The organism is Piscinibacter sp. XHJ-5 (assembly GCF_029855045.1).
Taxonomy (GTDB): domain Bacteria; phylum Pseudomonadota; class Gammaproteobacteria; order Burkholderiales; family Burkholderiaceae_C; genus Albitalea.
Genome location: NZ_CP123228.1, coordinates 6,060,012 through 6,081,185 on the forward strand (window position 1 = coordinate 6,060,012; position 21,174 = coordinate 6,081,185).

General features: G+C 69.4%; 24 protein-coding genes. 5 read left to right on the forward strand and 19 right to left on the reverse strand.

Annotation, left to right across the window (positions count from 1 at the left end; all coding sequences use genetic code 11):
• Positions 1-15: 15 nt before the first annotated feature.
• From P7V53_RS28690 to P7V53_RS28710, 5 genes are all read right to left on the reverse strand, one after another.
• Positions 16-1,710: an MFS transporter gene (locus P7V53_RS28690; RefSeq protein ID WP_280152895.1), complete on the reverse strand. Its 1,695-nt coding sequence runs from the start codon at positions 1,708-1,710 to the stop codon at positions 16-18.
• A gap of 166 nt (positions 1,711-1,876) precedes the next feature.
• Entirely contained in the window at positions 1,877-2,521 is a 645-nt protein-coding gene (locus P7V53_RS28695; protein ID WP_280152896.1) for a 2-hydroxychromene-2-carboxylate isomerase, read from the reverse strand.
• Entirely contained in the window at positions 2,518-2,712 is a 195-nt protein-coding gene (locus P7V53_RS28700) for a DUF1289 domain-containing protein (RefSeq protein WP_280152897.1), read from the reverse strand. Before P7V53_RS28700 ends, P7V53_RS28695 begins: the two co-directional genes overlap by 4 nt.
• Positions 2,713-2,760: 48 nt before the next feature.
• On the reverse strand, positions 2,761-3,246 hold the full coding sequence (locus P7V53_RS28705; RefSeq protein ID WP_280152898.1) for a YbaK/EbsC family protein: 486 nt from the start codon (positions 3,244-3,246) through the stop codon (positions 2,761-2,763).
• Between the two features lie 8 nt (positions 3,247-3,254).
• Positions 3,255-4,172, reverse strand: a complete 918-nt coding sequence (locus P7V53_RS28710; RefSeq protein WP_280152899.1) for a hydroxymethylglutaryl-CoA lyase — start codon at positions 4,170-4,172, stop codon at positions 3,255-3,257.
• Positions 4,173-4,278: 106 nt separating this feature from the next.
• Here P7V53_RS28710 and P7V53_RS28715 point away from each other — a divergent pair, with 106 nt between their 5' ends.
• A complete protein-coding gene (locus P7V53_RS28715) occupies positions 4,279-4,656 on the forward strand; it encodes a hypothetical protein (RefSeq protein WP_280152900.1) in 378 nt (125 codons plus the stop codon).
• A gap of 2 nt (positions 4,657-4,658) precedes the next feature.
• Here P7V53_RS28715 and P7V53_RS28720 read toward each other — a convergent pair whose 3' ends face one another.
• The 6 genes from P7V53_RS28720 to P7V53_RS28745 all read right to left on the reverse strand — a co-directional run bounded on the left by P7V53_RS28720 (position 4,659) and on the right by P7V53_RS28745 (position 11,347).
• Complete coding sequence (locus tag P7V53_RS28720; RefSeq protein WP_280152901.1) at positions 4,659-6,659, reverse strand: acetyl/propionyl/methylcrotonyl-CoA carboxylase subunit alpha; 2,001 nt, start codon at positions 6,657-6,659, stop codon at positions 4,659-4,661.
• A gap of 5 nt (positions 6,660-6,664) precedes the next feature.
• Complete coding sequence (locus tag P7V53_RS28725) at positions 6,665-7,285, reverse strand: DUF4126 domain-containing protein (protein WP_280152902.1); 621 nt, start codon at positions 7,283-7,285, stop codon at positions 6,665-6,667.
• Entirely contained in the window at positions 7,282-8,073 is a 792-nt protein-coding gene (locus tag P7V53_RS28730) for an enoyl-CoA hydratase/isomerase family protein (RefSeq protein WP_280152903.1), read from the reverse strand. The genes P7V53_RS28725 and P7V53_RS28730 overlap by 4 nt, the downstream gene beginning before the upstream one ends.
• A 34-nt stretch (positions 8,074-8,107) precedes the next feature.
• A complete protein-coding gene (locus P7V53_RS28735) occupies positions 8,108-9,100 on the reverse strand; it encodes a DUF4410 domain-containing protein (RefSeq protein WP_280152904.1) in 993 nt (330 codons plus the stop codon).
• Between the two features lie 120 nt (positions 9,101-9,220).
• Positions 9,221-9,733, reverse strand: coding sequence for a DinB family protein (locus tag P7V53_RS28740; protein ID WP_280152905.1), 513 nt, complete (start codon positions 9,731-9,733; stop codon positions 9,221-9,223).
• Positions 9,734-9,739: 6 nt separating this feature from the next.
• Positions 9,740-11,347, reverse strand: a complete 1,608-nt coding sequence (locus tag P7V53_RS28745) for a carboxyl transferase domain-containing protein (RefSeq protein WP_280152906.1) — start codon at positions 11,345-11,347, stop codon at positions 9,740-9,742.
• Positions 11,348-11,486: 139 nt separating this feature from the next.
• On the opposite strand from P7V53_RS28745, the gene P7V53_RS28750 reads away from it, so the two are divergent.
• From P7V53_RS28750 to P7V53_RS28765, 4 genes are all read left to right on the forward strand, one after another.
• Entirely contained in the window at positions 11,487-12,533 is a 1,047-nt protein-coding gene (locus P7V53_RS28750) for an AraC family transcriptional regulator (protein WP_280152907.1), read from the forward strand.
• A gap of 30 nt (positions 12,534-12,563) precedes the next feature.
• Entirely contained in the window at positions 12,564-13,427 is an 864-nt protein-coding gene (asd, locus tag P7V53_RS28755; protein WP_280152908.1) for an archaetidylserine decarboxylase, read from the forward strand.
• A 98-nt stretch (positions 13,428-13,525) separates the two neighbouring features.
• On the forward strand, positions 13,526-14,065 hold the full coding sequence (locus tag P7V53_RS28760; RefSeq protein WP_280152909.1) for a methylated-DNA--[protein]-cysteine S-methyltransferase: 540 nt from the start codon (positions 13,526-13,528) through the stop codon (positions 14,063-14,065).
• Positions 14,066-14,197: 132 nt separating this feature from the next.
• Complete coding sequence (locus P7V53_RS28765) at positions 14,198-14,320, forward strand: hypothetical protein (RefSeq protein ID WP_280152910.1); 123 nt, start codon at positions 14,198-14,200, stop codon at positions 14,318-14,320.
• A 25-nt stretch (positions 14,321-14,345) separates the two neighbouring features.
• Here P7V53_RS28765 and P7V53_RS28770 read toward each other — a convergent pair whose 3' ends face one another.
• From P7V53_RS28770 to P7V53_RS28805, 8 genes are all read right to left on the reverse strand, one after another.
• Positions 14,346-14,900: a DinB family protein gene (locus P7V53_RS28770; protein ID WP_280152911.1), complete on the reverse strand. Its 555-nt coding sequence runs from the start codon at positions 14,898-14,900 to the stop codon at positions 14,346-14,348.
• Positions 14,900-15,310 (reverse strand): rhodanese-like domain-containing protein, encoded by a 411-nt coding sequence (locus P7V53_RS28775; RefSeq protein WP_280152912.1) that lies wholly within the window; start codon positions 15,308-15,310, stop codon positions 14,900-14,902. The genes P7V53_RS28770 and P7V53_RS28775 overlap by 1 nt, the downstream gene beginning before the upstream one ends.
• A complete protein-coding gene (locus P7V53_RS28780; RefSeq protein ID WP_280152913.1) occupies positions 15,310-15,918 on the reverse strand; it encodes a 2-hydroxychromene-2-carboxylate isomerase in 609 nt (202 codons plus the stop codon). The genes P7V53_RS28775 and P7V53_RS28780 overlap by 1 nt, the downstream gene beginning before the upstream one ends.
• 40 nt (positions 15,919-15,958) lie before the next feature.
• Positions 15,959-17,416, reverse strand: a complete 1,458-nt coding sequence (locus P7V53_RS28785) for a potassium transporter TrkG (RefSeq protein ID WP_280152914.1) — start codon at positions 17,414-17,416, stop codon at positions 15,959-15,961.
• A gap of 6 nt (positions 17,417-17,422) precedes the next feature.
• Positions 17,423-18,826, reverse strand: coding sequence for a Trk system potassium transporter TrkA (trkA, locus tag P7V53_RS28790; RefSeq protein WP_280152915.1), 1,404 nt, complete (start codon positions 18,824-18,826; stop codon positions 17,423-17,425).
• Between the two features lie 64 nt (positions 18,827-18,890).
• On the reverse strand, positions 18,891-20,021 hold the full coding sequence (locus P7V53_RS28795; RefSeq protein WP_280152916.1) for an acyl-CoA dehydrogenase family protein: 1,131 nt from the start codon (positions 20,019-20,021) through the stop codon (positions 18,891-18,893).
• Between the two features lie 7 nt (positions 20,022-20,028).
• A complete protein-coding gene (locus P7V53_RS28800; RefSeq protein ID WP_280152917.1) occupies positions 20,029-20,694 on the reverse strand; it encodes an SDR family oxidoreductase in 666 nt (221 codons plus the stop codon).
• Positions 20,691-21,173 (reverse strand): MaoC family dehydratase, encoded by a 483-nt coding sequence (locus P7V53_RS28805; protein ID WP_280152918.1) that lies wholly within the window; start codon positions 21,171-21,173, stop codon positions 20,691-20,693. Before P7V53_RS28805 ends, P7V53_RS28800 begins: the two co-directional genes overlap by 4 nt.
• Position 21,174: the final 1 nt, after the last annotated feature.

Below are 21,174 nucleotides of genomic sequence, written 5' to 3' on the forward strand. Positions count from 1 at the left end.
CGGTGGCCTGCGGCATCAGTCGTTGGCGTAGATGTTGACGTCCTTGGTTTCCTTGACGAACAGCATGCCGATCACGAAGGTGATCAGGGCGAAGATGATCGGATACCACAGGCCGTTGTACATGTTGCCCGTCTGCGCCACGATGGCCAGTCCGGTCGCCGGCAGCAGGCCGCCGAACCAGCCGTTGCCGATGTGGTACGGCAGGCTCATCGAGGTGTAGCGGATGCGGGTCGGGAACATCTCGACCAGCATCGCGGCGATCGGGCCGTACACCATCGTGACGTAGATGACCATCAGCGTCAGGATGGCGACCAGGGTCCACCAGGGGCTGCTCATGAACGGAATCGGCTTGGCCTTGTCCGGGTAGCCGGCTTCCTTCAGTGCGGTGCCGATGGCCGCCTTGAAGGCGGCGTCCTGCTTCTTCAGCTCGTCAGGCGGCAGTCCCTTCGACTCGAAGCCCGGGATGACCTTCTCGCCGATCTTGATCTGCGCCACCGTGCCCGTGGGAGCGGCTTCGTTCTCGTAGCTCACGGAACGGCCGGCCAGCACCTGCTTGGCGATGTCGCACGAGCTGGTGAACTTGGCAACGCCGGTCGGGTTGAACTGGAAGGAGCAGCGCGCCGGATCGGCCACCACGACGACCTTGTTCTTCGCCTGGGCGGCAGCGAGCTCGGGGTTGGCCGTCTCGGTCAGCGCCTTGAACAGCGGGAAGTAGGTCAGCGCGGCGATCAGGCAGCCGGCCATGATGATCGGCTTGCGGCCGATCTTGTCGGAGAGCGTCCCGAACACGATGAAGAACGGCGTGCCGATGATCAGCGAGAACGCGATCAGGATGTTGGCCGTGGCCGGGTCGACCTTCAGCGCGCCGGTGAGGAAGAACAGCGCGTAGAACTGGCCCGTGTACCAGACCACCGCCTGGCCCATCGTGAGGCCGACGAGCGCCAGGATGACGATCTTCAGGTTCTTCCACTGGCCGAACGACTCGGACAGCGGGGCCTTGGACGTCTTGCCCTCTTCCTTCATCTTCTTGAAGGCAGGCGACTCGTTCATCGACAAGCGGATCCACACGCTGATGGCGAGCAGGAAGATCGACACCAGGAACGGAATGCGCCAGCCCCAGTCGGCGAACACCGGCTCCGTGAGGTACGTGCGGGTGCCGAGGATGACGAGCAGCGACAGGAACAGGCCCAGCGTGGCCGTCGTCTGGATCCACGAGGTGTAGGCGCCGCGCTTGCCGTGCGGCGCATGCTCGGCCACGTAGGTGGCCGCGCCGCCGTACTCGCCGCCGAGCGCCAGGCCCTGCAGCAGGCGAAGGCCGATCAGGATGATGGGCGCCGCGATGCCGATGGAGGCATAGCTGGGCAGCAGGCCGACCACGAAGGTCGACAGGCCCATGATCAGGATGGTGACCAGGAAGGTGTACTTGCGGCCGATCATGTCGCCGAGCCGGCCGAACACCAGCGCGCCGAACGGACGCACGATGAAGCCGGCGGCAAAGGCCAGCAGCGAGAAGATGACCTGCGAGCTCGGGTCGAGGTTGGAGAAGAACTGCTTGCCGATGATCGCGGCGAGAGTTCCATAGAGGTAGAAGTCGTACCACTCGAACACCGTGCCGAGCGAAGAGGCGAAGATGACCTTCTTCTCTTCCTTCGTCATCGGCGCGGTGGACTTCGCAAGCGGCTTCGCTGCGCTTCCCACTGACGTTGCCATACGGATGTCTCCTGAAAGGAGCACCACCCCCTGTGGTGCAACAGACATCTTCGGCGCACGCTCTGACCCTCCCCTGACGCGGTCCTGAACGCCCGCTGACAAACCCCGTGGGAACCCTGACGGATCGTTTCTCGATGTGGGATTCGCGATCGGGATTTGTCCCGACTCAAGTTTTGCGGGTGACGCCCGGGGGTGCGACGGCCGCACCGTCCCATGCGGGCCCGTCGAACCAGGGATCGCCGCGCAAGTAGGCAGCCACCATCTCGAGCGCATCGAAGCCCCAGAAGAGGCGGCCGTCGACTTCGATCGTCGGCACGCCGAACACGCCCTTGGCGACGGCCCGCGCCGTGGCCTCCTTCAGCGCCTGCTTGACGACGTCGCTGGCGGGATCGAGTCGAGGCGCGAGCTGTGCGGTGAGCGCCGCCAGCCGCGCGGGGTCGTTGGCATCGCCGCCACCGCACCAGACGTGACGCAATGCCTGCTCGCAGACATGGCGCGAGGGCGTGCGGCCAGGCGGCGCGCAGGCCAGGGCCAGGCGCAGCAGCGCGAGCGGGTTGAACGGATGCTGCGCCGGCGTGTGCATCGCGATGCGATGACGGTGCGCGAGCCAGTGCACGTGGCGGAACGTCCAGGCGCGCTTGGGCTCGATCTCGGCCGGCCCCTTCTGCCCCCAGTGCGACAGCAGCCCGGCGAACAGCACCGGCTGGTAGTCGACGCTGTACGACAGGCCTTCGAGCGCCTGCGGCAGCCGTTCAAAGGCGAGGTAGGCGAACGGCGAGACCACGTCGAAGTGGAAGGTGAGGTGCTTCATGGGCGCGAAGTCTCCTGCTCGCGGCGCTGCGCGAGCTGCAGCCACACGGCGCGCTTCTCGTCGTCGTCCATGCGCGACCACGACGCGATCTCGTCGATCGTGCGGAAGCAGCCCTCGCACCAGCCGGTGCGCGCGTTCATGCGGCAGACGCTGTTGCAGGGGCTGGGGACGGGAGGTGCAGGCTCGGACATCGGGACAGTGTGTGTGCTCTCAGTGTCTCTATGTTCATCCCGACGCCGTCATGTCGCCACATCGACGACGGGCGCGCGGGTCAACGCCTCCAGCTGCTGCGGACTCAGCTTGAACACGCCGTTCGGATGCCCCGCCGCGGCCCAGATCTCCTCGAAGCGGAACAGCTCGCGGTCGATGAGCGTGACGAGCGGCGCGACGTGCCCCAGCGGCGCCACGCCGCCGATCGAGAAGCCGGTCTTCGCCTTCACGAACTCGGCGTCGGCCCGGCCCAGCGCACCGACCATGGCGGCCACCTTCTTCTCGTCGACGCGCCGGTCGCCCGAGGTGATGACCAGCACCGCGGCATCGTCGCTGCGGCGGCGGAAGATCACGCTCTTGGCGATCTGCCCGACCGCGATGCCCAGCGCATCGGCGGCCTGCTGCGAGGTGCGCACCGCCGCGTCGAGGAAGACCGGGGCGTGGGGATGGCCGGCAGTCTCGAGGGCGCGGGCGACGGTCTGGAAGCCTTCGGGGCGCGCGGGGATCGAACTCATGGCGCCGTTCACGCTGCGCGCTTTGCCAGCAAGGCCTTCGCCGCACGCGACACCGGAGCGCGGCCCAGCACCTCGGAGATGTACGCGCCCGCATCGACCAGCCGGTCGAGGTCGATCCCGGTCTCGATGCCCAGTCCATGCAGCATGTACACCACGTCCTCGGTGGAGACGTTGCCGGTCGCGCCCTTCGCATACGGACAGCCGCCCAGCCCTGCGATGCTCGCGTCGAAGGTGGCGATGCCCATCTCGAGGCAGGCGTAGATGTTGGCCAGCGCCTGGCCGTAGGTGTCGTGGAAATGCCCGCTCACCTCGGCGATCGGGTAGTGCTTCAGCGCCCGCGCCATCGCCGCCTGCACCCGCCTGGGCGTGCCCACGCCGATCGTGTCGGCGACGCCGCAGTGGTCGACGCCGATGCCCTTCATGAGGACCACGACCCGCTCGACCTCGTCGGGCGTCACCTCGCCCTGGTACGGACAGCCGACGGCGCACGAGATGGCCGAGCGCACCTTGATGCCCTGCGCATGCGCCGCGGCCACCACGGGCCGGAAGCGCTCCATGCTTACCTCGATGCTGCAGTTGATGTTGCGCTGGCTGAACGCCTCGCTGGCGGCCCCGAACACCACGATCTCGTCGGGCCATTGCTCGCGCGGCGCCGAGAGCGCCGCCTCCAGCCCCTTCAGGTTGGGCGTCAGCACCGAATGCCGCACGCCCGCTTCGCGGCGGATCCCCGCCATCACCTGCGCGTTGTCCGCCATCTGCGGCACCCATTTCGGACTCACGAAGCTGGTCACCTCGATCTCGCGCACGCCGGCGGCCTGCAGCCGATGCACCAGCTCGATCTTGTGCGCCGCGTCCACCGGCTGCTTCTCGTTCTGCAGCCCGTCGCGGGGCCCCACATCCACCAGCTTCACACGATCGACTGCCATGACAAAAGTCTCACTTTGCTCGATGAAATTGTGACCGCCACCCGGTTGGGGATGGCGGCTGCGGAAGGCGCTCGTCAACATACCCCATCTCGCCGAGGACCCCGTCTTGGACGCCAATACCCGCCTTCGCATCGCGACCCGCATCCACTTCCTGCTGCTGCGCCATCTCGGCGAAGGCGTCGACGTCGCCACCATGCTGAAGAACGAGAAGGAGGCGCGCGAGGTGCTGTGGGTCTGCGAAGGCTCCGGCGACCGGGAGCTCATGACGCTGGCGGGCCAGTACCGCCGCGCCGGCCGACCGCCCGCCCAGCGCGCCGCCGCCGGGCATGCGCCGCAGGACACCTCCTGGGCCGGCAACACCACCGGCTTCGGCGTCTCGCAGCCGCCGGAGATCCCCGAGTCCGCCGGAAAGCCGGCCACCAGCGTCTCCTCGGGCTGGCTCAGCCCGGTCAGCTGGCTGCGCCGCGCCAACAGCACGCGCTGAACTCACGCCGGCGCGGCCAGACGCAGCAGCTCGCCGCCCTCGCTCACCTGATCGCCAGCCGCATAGAGCAGCTCGGCCACCATGCCGTCGCGCGGCGCGGTGATGGTGTGCTCCATCTTCATGGCTTCCATCACTGCCAGCGGCTGGCCCAGCTTCACGCTGTCGCCCACCTTGGCCAGGAAGGCGATCACGCGTCCCGGCATGGGCGCCGTGAGGCGCCCGCCTTCGAGGGCGCCATCGGCCGCATGGGCGATGGGGTCGATCTCCTGCAGCTGCGCCGAGCCTTCGGCGGCGAACACGGCGATGCGCTCGCCGTTGGCGTAGACGGTGAGCGCGTGGCGCTGCTCGCCCAGCGTCACGTCGTGCAGGTTGGCGGCTCGGGCGCGCGCGCCGAACGGCCAGCGTCGATCACCGATGGCCAGCACCATCGCCCCATCGTGCGTGCGCTGCAGCGTGGCGACGTGATGCCGGCCCTGCGCTTCGATGTCGAACCGGCGCAGGGCCGCGCCATGCAGCCGCCAGCCGTCGCGCCGCGACCAGGGATCGGCGGTCTCCAGCGCCTGCTCGGCGGCCAGCGCATGCGCGACGACACCGGCGGCCGACACCTCCAGCGGCAACGGCGGGGCATCGAACAGCACGGCGCGCTCGCGCTCGATGAGCGCGGTGTCCAGGTCGGCACGGGCGAACGAGCGGCTGTTCACCACGCGGCGCAGGAAGGCGACGTTGGTGTGCAGCCCGACGATGTGCGTCTGCGCCAGTGCCGCGTCCAGCCGCGCCAGCGCCTGGTCGCGGTCGGCGCCCCAGACGATCAGCTTGGCGATCATCGGGTCGTAGTACGGCGTGATCGCATCGCCCTCGCGCACGCCGGCGTCGAGCCGCACGTCGGCGCGCTCGAAGGCCGCGGCCTCGGGCGTGCGGTACACGTCGAGCCGGCCGGTGGCGGGCAGGAAGTTCGCGTCGGGGTTCTCCGCGCACAGGCGCGCCTCGATGGCATGGCCGTGAATGCGCAGCTCGCCTTGCGTGAGGGGCAGGGGCTGGCCGGCCGCGATGCGCAACTGCCACTCCACCAAGTCGAGCCCGGTGATCGCCTCGGTGACCGGGTGCTCCACCTGCAGCCGCGTGTTCATCTCCATGAAGTAGAAGCGCAGGTCGCCTTCGGGCGTGGGCTCGGCGATGAACTCCACGGTGCCCGCGCCGACATAGCCCACCGCCTTCGCCGCCGCCACTGCCGCCTCGCCCATCTCGCGCCGACGCTGCGCCGTCATGCCGGGCGCCGGCGCCTCCTCGAGCACCTTCTGGTGGCGGCGCTGCACGGAGCAGTCGCGCTCGAACAGGTAGACGACGTTGCCCTGCATGTCGCCGAACACCTGGATCTCGATGTGGCGCGGCCGCGTGACGTAGCGCTCGATCAGCACCGCGTCGTCGCCGAAGCTGTTGATCGCCTCGCGCTTGCACGACGCCAGCGCGGCGTCGAAGTCGTCCGCCGAGCTCACCGCCCGCATGCCCTTGCCGCCGCCGCCCGCGCTCGCCTTGATCAGCACCGGATAGCCGATGCGGTCGGCCTCGCGCTTGAGCAAGGCGGCATCCTGGTTCGCGCCGTGGTAGCCCGGCACCAGCGGCACGCGCGCCTTCTCCATCAGCTGCTTGGACTCGGCCTTCAGCCCCATGGCCTTGATGGCCGACGGCGGCGGCCCGATGAAGACGATGCCCGCATCGTCACAGGCCTGCGCGAAGTCCTCGTTCTCGCTCAGGAACCCGTAGCCCGGATGGACCGCCTCGGCGCCGGTGGCCTTCGCCGCCTCGATGATGCGCTCGGCGCGCAGGTAGCTGTCCTTCGGCGCCGGCCCTCCGATGTGAACGGCTTCGTCGCAGGCGAGCACGTGGCGCGCGTCGGCGTCGACGTCGGAGTAGACCGCGACGGTGCGGATGCCGAGCTTGCGCGCGGTCGCCGCGACGCGGCAGGCGATCTCGCCGCGGTTGGCGATCAGGATCTTCTTGAACATTGACATCACCTCGTTGTCTCGCCCGCCGGCACTTGGCCGCTCCTTGAAAACCGCCGCACCAGGAGCCGCAGGAACTTCGCCAGCACGACGATCAGCGCCACCATGGTGATGAGCGCCAAGGCCAGCGCCGCGAAGAACACCAGCGGATGGGCCCACGACAGCCACAGCATCGCCGGCACGGCGCCGTCGCCCAACAGCGACATCGCGACGTTGGAGAACGGCTCGGGCGAGGTATTGACCGCCGCCCGCGTGGTGGCCTTCGACACATGGCTGGTCGCGGCCAGCGTGCCGCCCAGCAGCGCGGCCACCGTGGCCCAGGTGGCCTGGTCGGCGCCGAACACCGCCGCCGCGAGCGCGGCGCCGGCGGGAATGCGCACCACCGTGTGCACCAGGTCCCACAGCGTGTCGACGCCGGGAATCTTGTCGGCGAAGAACTCGACGAACAGCATCATTCCGCTGGCGCCCAGCATCGCGGGATGCTGCAGCACCTTCAACCCGGCCGGCAGGTCGACCCAGCCGAGAGAGCCCGCCATGCCGGTCAGGAAGACGACGGCGTACAGGCGCAGGCCGCTCGCCCAGCCCAGTGCGGCGGCGATGGCGATGAGCTGCGGCGTGTCGAGGTTCATGTCGGTAGCCAGGATGCCGGCCGCTTCTGCAGGAAGGACTGCACGCCTTCCTTGCCTTCGGCGCTGGCGCGGATGTCCGCGATGCGCCGTGCCGTGTCCTCGCGCAACGCCGCGTCGATGGGGCGATGCGCGACGTCGTGCACGAGCTGCTTGCAGGCGCGAACCGCCATCGGCCCGTTGGACCCGATGACGCCGACGAGCTCGTCGACCTTGGCGTCCAGCTCGTCGAGCGCGCACACGGCGTGCACGAAGCCGAGCGCCTGCGCCTGCACGGCGCTGAAGCGCTCGGCGGTGACGAAGAAGCGCCGGGACGCCTGCTCGCCGAGCGCGCGCACGACGTAGGGGCCTATCGTGGCCGGCAGCAGCCCCAGCCTCGCCTCGCTCAGGCAGAAGCCCGCGGCCTCGGCCGCCACGAGGATGTCGCACACCGCGGCGAGGCCGACGCCGCCGGCGTAGCAGTCGCCCTGGATGCGGCCGATCACCGGCACCGGACAGCTGTAGACCGCCCACAGCATGTCGGCAAGCGCCTGCGCGTCGGCACGGTTCTGCTCCCAGCTGTAGTCGGCCATCGCGCGCATCCACGACAGGTCGGCGCCGGCGCAGAAGGCCTTGCCGCGGCCGCCCAGCACGACGACGCGCAGCGATGCGTCGGCCGACAGCGCCGTGAAGGTCTCGGTGAGCTCGCGGATCACGCCTTCATTGAAGGCGTTGCGCACGTCGGGTCGGTTGAGCCAGACCTCGGCCACCTGGGCCGAGCGGCGGTTCAGCTCGAGGGTCTGCGTCGTCATGGCGAACCTCCCGGCTCGCCCTGACGAGCCTCGGCTAGCGTTGTGCGGTGGAAGCCGGCTTCTGGTAGACGACCCGGTCGTCGACCGCGTACAGCGTGCAGCCGGTGCGGCCATGCTCCTGGCAGAACTTCAGCGCGCGCTCCACCGGGTCGCGCGGCTGGGCCGGATCTGTCGGATTGGTGCCGCGAGCGTAGTTCCAGCGCAGGCCGTCGGCCACGACGAAGACCCGGGGCGACTTCCACGTGAGCCACTGCCGATAGGCTTCGCGGCCCTTGTCGCCCACCGGCACGGCGTCGGCATCCTCGAGCACGCCGGTCGTCGGCAGCGACGCGACATCGGGCACGATCACCGGCGCGGATGCCGCCGGCGCAGGCGCGGGAGCCGGCGTCGTCGGTGGCGCGTTGGGGGACGAGGGCGCCAGCACCAGCGCCGGCGCCGCGGCGCCCGGGGCGAGCACCGTGGTCTGCGTGCGCGCAGTGGTGCTCCTGGGCAGCGCGACGATCTTGTCCAGCTCCTGCATCGCGAGCTCGGAAAATTTGTCGTACATCCAGTTCATCCGCATGCTGTCCTGGCCGCCACCCCACCCGCCCAGGGCATAGCTCGCCTTGATCTCGAAGCTGCGCAGCGGCTTGTTGGCGCTGTCCAGCACGCGCACCGTGCCCACGATACGGTCCTCCCCGGCCAGGACGCCGAGCAGAACGGCCGCTGCGGCCGATCGCACACGGATGTCCGTCACCAGGATGTCGACGTGGTTGGGCGCGCCGGCGGCCACCATGCCCTTCGATTCGAGCTTGCGGTACAGGTAGGTGGCCAGCTCGTCGCGGCTGAACTGCGGGTTGTCCGCCTGCTGCGCGACCGCGGCCGGCGACATGCGCGCCACCACCTTGCCGACGCCCTCGACGCCCGACACGTCGCCGTTGATGCGCGTGTGCTGCTTCACCGTGCCCGCGCAGGCCGACAGCAGCGCCAGCAGCGCCATCGCCGCCATCCGTGTCGCGACGGCGATCGCCTTGTTCTTCGTGTGCATTCCCCGCCCTCCGGGTGCTGGAAAGGCGTCCATCGTAGGGACAGGCGCCCCCGGCGTGCGCGGCGGCGCGTCCTGCCGTCGCAAGGCACGTGAGAAAGTGCGCAGCGGCTGTGGCGCGGTTCACGATCGTGCATCCTCCTGCAGCATCCACACCAGGTCGAGCTCGGGACAGGGATGCCCCATCGCGGTGATGGCGGCGGTGATCTGGCCGCGGTGGTGGGTAGCGTGGTTGAAGACATGGCCGAGCGTCGCGGCGAACGGCAGCGACTGCGGCACGCCCTTGGTCGAGGTGTACTCGAGCGTGCCGTCGAAGCGCTCGGCGGGCCACGACGCGATCAGCGCAGGCCAGCGCTGGACGCCCTCGACGAGCCGCTGGCGCAGCCGCGCGCGATCGGTCTCGATCTCTTCGTCGAGGCGCGCCCGGTTCGACACGCCGTCGGCGAAGCGCGCGAACCAGATCACATGCTCGCCCACCAGCAGGTGGTTCAGCGTCCGGTGCACGCTCTTGAAGAACAGACCCGCGTCGCGCCGGTAGTCGTCTTCGGGCAGGGCGTCGACATGCTCGTACAGCTTGCGCGTGGCCCAGACGTTGTAGCGGGCCAGCGTGGCGAAGTAGCGGTGCATCGCGCTCATGGCTCCTCACATGCGGAACACGCCGAACCTGGCATCGGAGATGGGCGCATTGAGGCTGGCCGAGATGGCCAGTGCGAGCACGCGCCGCGTGTCGGCCGGATCGATGACACCGTCGTCCCACAGCCTGGCGCTCGAGTAATACGGGTGCGCCTGGCGTTCGAACTGGTCGAGGATGGGCTGGCGGAACGCGGCCTCTTCCTCGGCGCTCCACGCGCCGCCGCGCGCCTCGATGCCGTCGCGCCGCACGGTGGCGAGCACGCTGGCCGCCTGCTCGCCGCCCATGACCGAGATGCGCGCGTTCGGCCACATCCAGAGGAAGCGCGGCGAGTAGGCGCGGCCGCACATGCCGTAGTTGCCGGCGCCGAAGCTGCCGCCGATGATCACCGTGAACTTGGGCACGTTGGCGGTCGATACGGCCGTCACCATCTTGGCGCCGTGCTTGGCGATGCCCTCGCTCTCATACTTCCTGCCGACCATGAAGCCGGTGATGTTCTGCAGGAACACCAGCGGCACCTTGCGCTGGCAGCACAGCTCGATGAAGTGCGCGCCCTTCAGCGCCGACTCCGAGAACAGCACGCCGTTGTTGGCGACGATGCCCACCGGCATGCCTTCGATGTGCGCGAAGCCGGTGACCAGCGTGGTGCCGTAGCGCGCCTTGAATTCCTCGAAGTCGCTGCCGTCGACCAGCCGCGCGATGATCTCGCGCACGTCGAAGGGCTTGCGGGTGTCGGTGGGAATGACCCCGTGCAGCTCCCGCGGGTCGAACAGCGGCGCACGCGGCTCCACGCATCGCAGCGGAACGTCCTTGGTCCAGTTCAGGTGCGCCACCGCCGTGCGCGCCAGCGCGAGCGCATGCGTGTCGTTCTGCGCCAGGTGGTCGGCCACGCCGGACAGCCGGGTGTGCACGTCGCCGCCGCCGAGGTCCTCGGCGCTCACGACTTCGCCGATCGCGGCCTTCACCAGGGGCGGGCCGGCGAGGAAGATGGTGCCCTGGTTCTTCACGATGATCGACTCGTCGCTCATCGCCGGCATGTAGGCGCCGCCGGCCGTGCACGAGCCCATCACGACGGCGACCTGCGGAATGCCCTGGGCGCTCATCTGCGCCTGATTGAAGAAGATGCGGCCGAAATGGTCCCGGTCGGGGAACACCTCGTCCTGGTTGGGCAGGTTGGCGCCGCCCGAGTCGACGAGGTAGATGCACGGCAGGCGGTTCTGCTGCGCGATCTCCTGGGCGCGCAGGTGCTTCTTCACCGTCATCGGGTAGTAGGTGCCGCCCTTCACGGTCGCGTCGTTGCAGACGATCATGCAGTCGACGCCCGACACGCGGCCCACGCCGGCGATCAGGCCGGCGCCCGGCGCGTCGTTGCCGTACATGTCCAGCGCGGCCAGCGGCGCGATCTCAAGGAACGGGGTGTCGGGGTCGAGCAGCATCTCGACGCGGTCGCGCGGCAGCAGCTTGCCGCGCGCGACGTGCTTCGCACGCGGGCCGTCGCCTCCTCCCTGCGCGATGGCCGCGAGCCGCGCGTTCAGGTCGTCGACCAGCGTTCGCATCGCGGCGGCGTTGGCCTTGAAGTCCTCGGTGCGCGGGTTCAGCTTGGACGCAAGCACGGGCATCTGGGCAGTCTCCTCGAAGCGGCCGGATGAGCGGGGCAAGGATAGCCCTCGGCCGCGAGCCCGTCAGCTTAGGCGACGCGGCGGCGCGGATGGTGCCAGCATGGTTGCAAATCACGCCACCGGAGGCGAGACTGGCCGCATGTCGTCCGCCACCCGCCCCGCTTCACCGTTCCGGCCGGAGCGCGTGGCCGCCACTCCGATGGCATTCGTGCGGGCCATCCTGCTCGGGTACGAGAAGTACGGCATGGATCCGTCCGAGGCGTTGCGGCAGGCACAAATCACGCCAGCGCAGTTGCGCAAGTCCGACGCGCGCATCACCGCCGCGCAGTTCGAGGTGATCTCCGCCCTGGCGATGCAGCAGCTCGACGACGAGGCCCTGGGGTGGTTCTCGCGCCGCCTGCCCTGGGGCACCTACGGCATGCTGTGCCGCGCCTCGATCGGCTCGCCGAACCTGGGCGTGGCGCTGGCGCGCTGGTGCCGCCATCACCGCCTGCTCACCGAAGACCTCCTGCTGAGCCTGCAGGCGCGGGGCGACGCGGCGCGCTTCGCCCTCGAGGAGAGCCGCCGCTTCGGCGCGATGCGCGAGTTCTGCCTGGTCACCAGCCTGCGCTTCATGCACGGCTTCGCCTGCTGGGCGATCGATTCACGCATCCCGCTGCGCGAGACCAGCTTCGCCTTCGCAGCCCCGCCGCACCACGACGTGTACCCGCACCTCTTTCCGGGACCGGTGTACTTCGATGCGCCCTCCACCGCGCTGGTCTTCGATGCGCAGTACCTCGAGATGCCGCTGCGGCGCGACGAAGCCGCGCTGCGCACGATGCTGCAACGCGCGCTGCCGCTGACTATCCTGCAGTACCGGCGCGACCGGCTGCTCGTGCAGCGCGTGCGCGAGCTGCTGCGCACGCGGGCCGCCGATCTCGTCAACGCCGAGGCACTGGCCGAGGCGCTGCACATCTCCACACGCACGCTGCACCGCCAGCTGCAGGAAGAAGGCGCCGCGCTGCAGGCCCTGAAGGACGAGGCGCGGCGCGACCAGGCGATCGACCGGCTGCGGCGCACTGCCCGGCCGGTGAAGCAGATCGCGCTGGAGGTCGGGTTCGGCAACGAGAAGAGCTTCGCGCGGGCCTTCAAGCAGTGGACCGGGCGCTCGCCCAGCGACTTCCGGCGCCAGGCGGGCCCCCGATAATGCGGGCCCCCCGGTTGCTACGTTGACCCCATGTCCGACCGCCTTGCCGTCCTCCATCAATACGCCCTGCCCAAGCGCGCCATCACGGAGCTCGCGGGCCGGGCGGCGTCAGCGCGGGCAGGGCGGCTCACCACCTGGGCGATCAGGCGCTTCGTGAGCCACTACGGCGTCGACATGAGCGAGGCCGCCGACCCCGACATCGCGAGCTACCCGACCTTCAACGAGTTCTTCACTCGCGCGCTCAAGCCCGGCGCGCGGCCGCTCGCGCAGGCCGACCTGGTCTGCCCGGTGGACGGCGCGATCAGCCGCTTCGGCGCCATGGATCGCAACAAGATCCTGCAGGCCAAGGGCCACCACTACCTCGCCGTCGCGCTGCTCGGCGGCGACGACCCGCTGGCGACGCAATTCGACCACGGCCACTTCGCCACGCTGTACCTGGCGCCCAAGGATTACCACCGCATCCACATGCCGTGCGACGGGCGCCTCACCCGCATGATCCATGTGCCGGGCGCGCTGTTCTCGGTGAACCCGCCGACGGCGCGCGGCATCCCGGGGCTGTTCGCGCGCAACGAACGCGTGGTCTGCGTCTTCGAGTCGGCGCGCGGTCCCTTCGTGCTGGTGCTGGTCGGAGCGACCATCGTGGGCAGCGTCGCCACCGTGTGGCACGGCGTGGTCACGCCGCCGCGGTCGGCCACGATCCGGCAGTGGGCCTACGAGGACAAGCCGGTGCGGCTGAAGCAGGGCGAGGAAATGGGCCGCTTCCTGCTCGGATCGACGGTGGTGATGCTGTTTCCGCAGGGGGATCTGCGCTTCAACCCGCAGTGGGCGCCGGACCGCCCGATCCGGCTCGGCGAGGCGATGGGGAACTACGGCACCTCGCCCCGTTCGGGCTGAGCGTCCGGGCGCTGGAAAATGTTGCCAAAGGTACGCAGCCTTTGCGCAGCAAGTTTCGACAAGCCGCGGGACGACGTGCTGGCTACGATGAGGGCACTGTGACGACCCGCGGCTTCACCCTGTTCCCCACCGCCATCGGCATCTGCGGCATCGCCTGGAGCGAGCGCGGGGTGCTCGGACTGCATCTGCCCGATACCGACGGGAGCGACACGCGCGCCCGTCTCGCAAGACGCTTCCCGGGCGCGGTCGACAGCGAGCCGCCCGCGGCCGTCCAACAGGCGATCGACGCCATCACCGCGCTGCTCGATGGCCGGCGGGTGGACCTGAGCGCCGTGGCCCTCGACATGGAGGCGTTGCCGCCATTCCACCGCCGGGTCTACGACGCGGCGCGGCGCATCCCGGCGGGCCGCACGCGGACATACGGCGAGATCGCCGCCGAGATCGGCGAGGCGGACGCGCGGGCCGTGGGGCAGGCGCTGGGACACAACCCCTACGCCATCATCGTGCCCTGCCACCGCGTGCTCGCCGCCGGCGGACAGGCCGGGGGCTTCTCGGCACCGGGCGGCGTCCAGACCAAGCTGCGCCTGCTCGCCATCGAACGTGCACGACCTCACGGCGAGCCCGATCTGTTCGACTGAGCCGCCGCTGACGGGCCGCTGCGCCAAGCTTCTGGCACGAAGCTCGCATCAAAAGGGTCGGGAGGCCCAGGATCTCACGAACGGGCCAAAGCACTTGGCCCCGGGGGGCCGGATCGGATTGCCGGAGTTCACATGAATGACAAACAACGTCACCGCCACGTGCACGCACCGCACGGCTTCCTGCCCAACTGGGTGCTGGTCGTCTTTGCGGCCTGCGCCATGGCAGTCGTAGCGCTCGCGCAGACCATCATCTGAAGGCGTTGCGGGCACCGGCCCGCCATCACCCGAACAGATCACCTTCCGTCCAGCCCGTGGCCGCCATGTCGGCCACTCGCAGATGCGCTTCGCTGGGCATCAGGAACTCATCGAGCTGCGGCGGCCTGACCGACGTGCCGGCCAGCATGGCATGCGCCTGGCCGCGGTGGTGGACCTGGTGGTTGAGCAGATGGGCGATCACATGGCCGCGACGCTCGCGCTGCACGTGATGCGTGCGCACGAGGTCGATCACCTCGTCGAGATGTTCCGCCGACAGCGCATCCATCAGCGCGATGAACCGCTGGTCCGAGCGCGCCTGCGCTGCCGCCAGCTCGGCCATCGTGTCGCTCGGCACGAAATCCTTCCAGCGTTGCGCCATGTCGGCCTCGCCGTGCAGCGCCGCGATGTAGTAGAGGTCGACCTCGAGAATGTGGTTCAGCGTGGCCGCCAGGCTGGGAAAGAAGCTGGTGCGCGGCGCGTGGAACTCTTCGCGCGACAGCGGCGCCATCGCTGCATGCAGCCGGTGATTGGCCAGGCGGTTGGCGCGCGCCTGGATGCACAGGAAGCCCAGCAGTTCCATCAGGCCGACTCCCTGGCCTTGCGCGTCGGCTTGGGCGCCACCGCGCCGCCCGCTTCCTTCCAGGCGGTGAAGCCGCCGCCGATGTGCGCCACCTGGGTGAGCCCCATTTCCATCAGCGTGCGCGCGGCCAGCGCGGAGCGCCAGCCGGCAGCGCAGAACAGCACGAATTCCTTGTCCTGCGCGAACTCCCTGCGGTGATAGGGGCACTCCGGATCGACCCAGAACTCGAGCATGCCGCGCGGTGCGTGCAGGGCCCCGGGGATGACGCCTTCACGCTCCAGCTCTCGCACGTCGCGCACGTCGACGAACTGCACGCCTGGGTCCGCATGCCGCGCCATCGCCTGCTCCGGCGTGTAGGTGGTGACGAGCGCCATGGCTTCGTCGACCAGTGCCTTGGCAGTCTTCTTCATCAGAACGGCCCTTTCTCCAGCCAGCGCTCGATCTGCGGGCGGCGGTCGTTGCCCCAGAACGGCTCGTTGTCGATGACGAAGAACGGCACGCCGAACACGCCGGCGGCCAGCGCCGCGTCGTTGGCCGCCTTGAGGCGGGCCTTCCACGCCGGATCGCCCCAGATCGCCTCGGCCTCGTTGGCGTCGAGGCCGAACTCCACCGCGAGCTCGCGCAGACCCGCCGGATCGCTGGGATCGACTCCCCGGGCGAAATAGGCCCGCAGGCAGTGCCGCGCCCAGTGGCTCGCGGTGGCTGGCTCCCGCTCGTGCAGCCACCAGAAGATGCGCGCCGCGTTCTGGGTGGGCACAGGGAACTTCGCGGGATTCTTCAGCGGCACGCCGGCAAAGCGCGCGGAGCGCTCGAAGTCGCGCAGGGCGTATTCGCGCTTGACCGGGTAGTCGACCAGGCTTCTCAGGCCGGTCGCCTGGAAGGTGACGCCCAGCAGGATCGCCTTCCAGCGGACCGTGCGACCGTGGCGCGCGGCCAGCGCCTCGATCCACTCGGACGCGATGTACGAGTACGGCGACGAGAAGTCGAAGTAGAAGTCGATGGTCGCGACGTTCTGCATGGCGGCAGGCTACTCCAACGAGGCGATTCCCGCATCGGCGTCATCGGTACCAGAACTGCGGCGTGAACAGCACCAGCACGGGCAGCAGCTCGAGGCGCCCGAGCAGCATGCCGAAGGTGCAGACCCAGGTCTGGAAATCGGTCAGGCCGGCGTAGTTGGACCCCGGCCCGACCCCTCCCAGCCCGGCGCCGATGTTGTTCACGCACGCGATGACGGCGGTGAACGCTGTCACCAGGTCGAGGCCCGAGAACAGCAGCAGCATCGTCAGCGACACGATGGAGCCGCCGTAGATCATCATGAAGGCGAGCACGCTGTGGATCACGCGCGGCGGGACGGCCGCGCCGCCCATCACCACCGGGTTGACCACGCTGGGATGCAGGATTCGCACGAGCTCGCGATGGGTCTGCTTCATCAGCAGCAGCATGCGCATCATCTTGATGCCGCCGCCCGCCGACCCTGCGCAGGTGGCAAAGCAGCCCAGCACCAGCAGCAGCACCGGTGCGAAGGCAGGCCACTGCGCATAGTCGACCGTCGTGAAGCCGCCGGTGGTCGCCACCGACATCACGTGGAACGCCGCGTGGCGCAGCGTCTGTGCCTGATCGGCATACACGCCGTGCACGTGCAGGTACCCGGCCACCAGCAGCACGGCGCCCAGCACGACCAGCAGGAAGGCGCGCAGCTCGCTGTCGCGCCACATCACCCGCAGCGAGCGCTGCCGCCAGGCGATGAAGTACATCGCGAAGCTGATGCCGGCGGCCATCATGAAGAGCATCGCCACCCCCTCCAGCACGGGCGAGTCCCAGTGGGCGAACCCGGCGTCGTGCGACGACAGGCCGCCGAGGCTGATGGTCGAGCACATGTGCATGAAGGCATCGGACCAGGTCATGCCTGCGGCGCGATACGCCACGAAGCAGGCAAAGGAGAGAGCGAAGTACACGATCCACAGGCCCCGCGCGGTCTCGGCGATGCGCGGCGTGAGCTTCTGGTCCTTCATCGGCCCGGGCGTCTCCGCGCGAAAGAGCTGGGTGCCGCCCACGCCCAGCAGCGGCAGGATCGCGACCGCCAGCACGACGATGCCGAGCCCGCCGACGAAGGTCAGGAAGCAGCGCCACACGTTGACCGACAGCGGCAGGCTGTCGAGCCCGGACAGCACCGTCGCGCCGGTGGCCGTGAAGGCGGACATCGCCTCGAAGTAGGCGTCGGTCGCGCTGAGGCCGGGCAGCGCCAGCCACAGCGGCAGGGCACCGAAGACCGGCAGCACCAGCCAGGTCAGGGTCACCAGCACGAAGCCGTCGCGCGGCTGCAGCTCGCGGCGAAAGCGCCGCGTCGTGAGGCTCAGCACGATGCCCGCGCCCAGCGTGATGACGAGGGCCTGGAAGAACGGCTTCTCCGCGCGGTCATGGTCGGCCCAGGCGAAGGCCATCGGCACCAGCATCAGCAGCGAGAACAGGACGACCATGCGGCCGATCAGGGCGACGACGGCGAGCGGGCTCGACATGGCCGGTCAGAAGAACAGTGCGCTGACCTGGAACAGCTTTTCCACTTCGCGCACCATCCGCTTGTGCGGCACGAACACGATCACGTGGTCGTCGGGCTCGATGACGGTGTCGTGGTGGGCGATGATGACCTGAGCGTCCTCGCCTTCGCCGCGCACGATCGCGCCGATCTGCGCGCCGCTCGGCAGCGGGATCTCATCGATGCGGCGTCGCACCACCTTCGACGACTTGCGGTCGCCGCGCGCCACCGTCTGCAGCGCCTCGGCGGCGCCGCGGCGCAGGCTGTACACCGCCTCCACGTCGCCGCGGCGCACGTGCGCGAGCAGCTCGCCGATCACCGTCTGCGCCGGCGAGAGCGCGATGTCGATCTGCGTGCCCTGCACCAGGTCGGCGTAGGCCCGCCGGTTGATCAACGCCAGCACCCGCTTGGCGCCCAGCCGCTTGGCGAGCAGGCACCCCATGATGTTGTCCTCGTCGTCGCTGGTGAGTGCGAGGAAGAGGTCGCAGTCGCGCACGCCTTCGTCCTCGAGCAGCTCCTCGTCGGTGCTGTCGCCTTGCAGCACGAGCGTGTCGGCGGGAAGCTGCGTGGTCAGGTACTCGCATCGCTTGGCGTCGGTCTCGATGACCTTGACCCGGCAGTGGCCCGCGATGTCGCGCGCCAGCCGCAATCCGACGCGTCCGCCGCCGGCGATCAGCACGCGCTTGACCGGCTGGTCGCGCCGACGCAGCGTATCGAGCACGCGCCGGATGTCGCGGGTCGCGGCCAGCACGAAGACTTCGTCGCCGGGCTCGATGCGCGTGGTGCCGTCGCAGATGATCTGGTGGTCCTGCCCGCGCTCGTCGGTGCGGTAGATCGCGACGAAGCGCATCGCGATGTCGGGCACGAGCTGCGGCAGCTCGGAGATGACGTGGCGCACCATCGGCCCGCCGCTGATGGCGCGCACGGCGATCAGGCTGACCAGCCCCTGCGAGAACTCCAGCACCTGCAGGGCCTCGGGGTAGTCGATCAGCTTGCGGATGTAGTTGGTGAGCGAGACCTCGGGCGCGATCACCGCGTCCACGGCGAACCCGGCGCGGCTCATCAGCGCACTCTCTTCAGGGAATTCGGGCGAGCGCACGCGCGCTATGGTCGTCTGGATGTTGAAGACGTCGTGCGCCACCTTGCAGGCGACCAGGTTGGTCTCGTCCATCGGACAGCAGGCGATCAGCATGTCGGCATCGGGCGCGCCGGCCTGCTCCAGCACGGACGGCTGGATGCCGTTGCCCGTGACGCCGCGCAGGTCCAGGCGCTCCTGCAGCGCGCGCAGCCGGTCGGGGTTGGTGTCGATGACGGTGATGTCGTTGCGCTCGGTGACGAGGCTTTCCGCCACGCTTTCACCGACGCGTCCGGCGCCGAGGATGATGATGTTCACTGCGGCCCCTCGATCATTCTTTTGAGCTGCGGCTGGTCGGGGTTCCGCTGCGCTGCGCCCCCGCCTACGCCAAGGCCCGTCCGATGAGGATTTTCTGCACGTCGCTCGTTCCCTCGTAGATCTGACAAACCCGCACGTCGCGGTAGATGCGCTCGACCGGGAAGTCGCTGACGTAGCCGTAGCCGCCGTGGATCTGGATGGCGGCGCTGCACACCGCTTCGGCCATCTCGCTGGCGAACAGCTTCGCCATCGCGGCTTCCTTCAGGCAAGGCAAGCCGGCGTCCTTCAGGCTCGCCGCATGGTGGATGAGCTGGCGCGCGGCCTCGATCTTCATCGCCATCTCGCCGAGGCGGAACTGCACGGCCTGATGCTCGAAGATGGGCTGGCCGAACGCGACGCGCTCCTTGGCATAGGCCAGCGCCGCCTCGAACGCGGCACGCGCCATGCCGACGCTTTGCGCGGCAATGCCGATGCGCCCGCCTTCCAGGCCCGACAGCGCGATCTTCAGTCCCTGCCCCTCCTCGCCCAGCAGGTTGGCCGCCGGCACGCGGCAGTTCTCGAACACGATCTGCGCCGTGTCGCTCGCGTGCTGGCCCATCTTGTCCTCCAGCCGGGCGACGATGTAGCCGGGCGTGGAAGTCGGCACGACGAAGGCGCTGATGCCCTTCTTGCCGGCGGCCTTGTCGGTCACCGCCATCACGATGGCGACGTCGCCGTTCTTGCCGCTGGTGATGAACTGCTTGACGCCGTTGAGCACGTAGTCGCCGCCATCCTTGACCGCCGTCGTCCTCAGCCCGTCGGCCTGCGAGCCGACATGCGGCTCGGTGAGGCAGAACGCGCCCAGCATCTCGCCGCGTGCCAGCGGCTTGAGCCATTGGTCCTTCTGCGCATCGCTGGCCCACGCCGTCAGGATGGAGCACACCGGACAGTTGTTGACGCTGACCACCGTCGAGGTGGCGCCGTCGCCGGCGGCGATCTCTTCGAGGATCAGCGCCAGGCTCAGGTAGTCGAGGCCCGCGCCGTCCCACTCGGTGGGCACGGCCACGCCGTAGCAGCCCAGCTCGGCCAGGCCGCGCAGCTCGTCCCTGGGAAAGTGGCATTCGCGGTCCCACTGCGCCGCCTTCGGCGCGATGTGGTCCTGCACGTAGGCACGCACGGCGTCCTGCACGGCGCGATGGTCTTCGGAAAGCAGCATGTGATTCTCACCAGGGTATCGGTGAGCCGTCGTGGTTCAGGAAGCGGCCGTTGTCGGCCGGGGTCAGGCCCGCGACGAGGCGGCGCAGATCGCTGACGCTCTGCGCCGGCGGCAAGTCGGCGCTCGCCCCGCCCATGTCCGTCTGCACCCAGCCCGGATGAACGCTGATGCAGATGGCACGCTCGCCGAGCAGCAGCGAGGCGTCCTTGAGCACCGAATTGACCGCCGCCTTGGAGGCGCGGTAGAGCCAGCCGCTTGCCGAGCCGCGCGGACCGATGGCGCCCATGCGCGACGACAGCACCACCAGGCGTGCGCCCGGGGCGAGGGCATCGGAGATCTGCGAGATGACGCGCATCGGGCCGAGCACGTTGGTGCGCATCACGGCGTCGAAGTCGGCGTCCGAGGGCGGCTGCAGGCCGCTGGTGCGCGGCCCGTACACGCCGGCACAGACGATGGCGACCTCGAAGGCCGCACCGTCGATCTGCCAGGCCAGGCGCGACACGCTCTCCGCGCTGGTCACGTCGAGGGCGATCGGCTTGGCGCCGATGGCGCGCAGCGCGGCCATCGCTTCGTCGCTGCGCGCGGTGGCGGTGACCTGGTCGCCGGCTGCGCGGTACTGCCGCACGAACTCGAGGCCGATGCCGCGCGACGCGCCGACGACCAGCACGTTCATGACTGCCCGTCCTTGACCAGGATGGTGCCGCGCGCGATCACCGCCGGCTTGCCTGGCACGACGGCCGCGCTGCCGTCGAGGTGCGCCAGCACGCCTTGCAGCTTGGTGTTCCACTGAGTGGCGTTCACCTTCCAGGCGAGCGTGACGTCCTGGTCGGCGAACACCGGCCCCTTGAACGCGAAGTTCATGTTGAGGCACAGCATCTCGCGCCGCACGCCGTCGTCGCTGCGCGAGAAATGGCTGGCCAGGAACCCCATCAGCATGGCGGCCGTGTGCTGGCCGCTGGCGATGATCTCGCCGAAGCGCGCCCGCTGCGCCGCCTGGGTGTCGCGGTGCAGCGGGTTCGCGTCGTGGCTCATCCCGGCGAAGGCGACGATCTCCTCGCGCGAGACGCGCACCAGCTTCGCGATGGCCTCGCCGAGGGTGATGAGGCCTGTCCTGAGCTCGGTGGAAGGGCGATCGGTCGTGCGGGTGTCCACT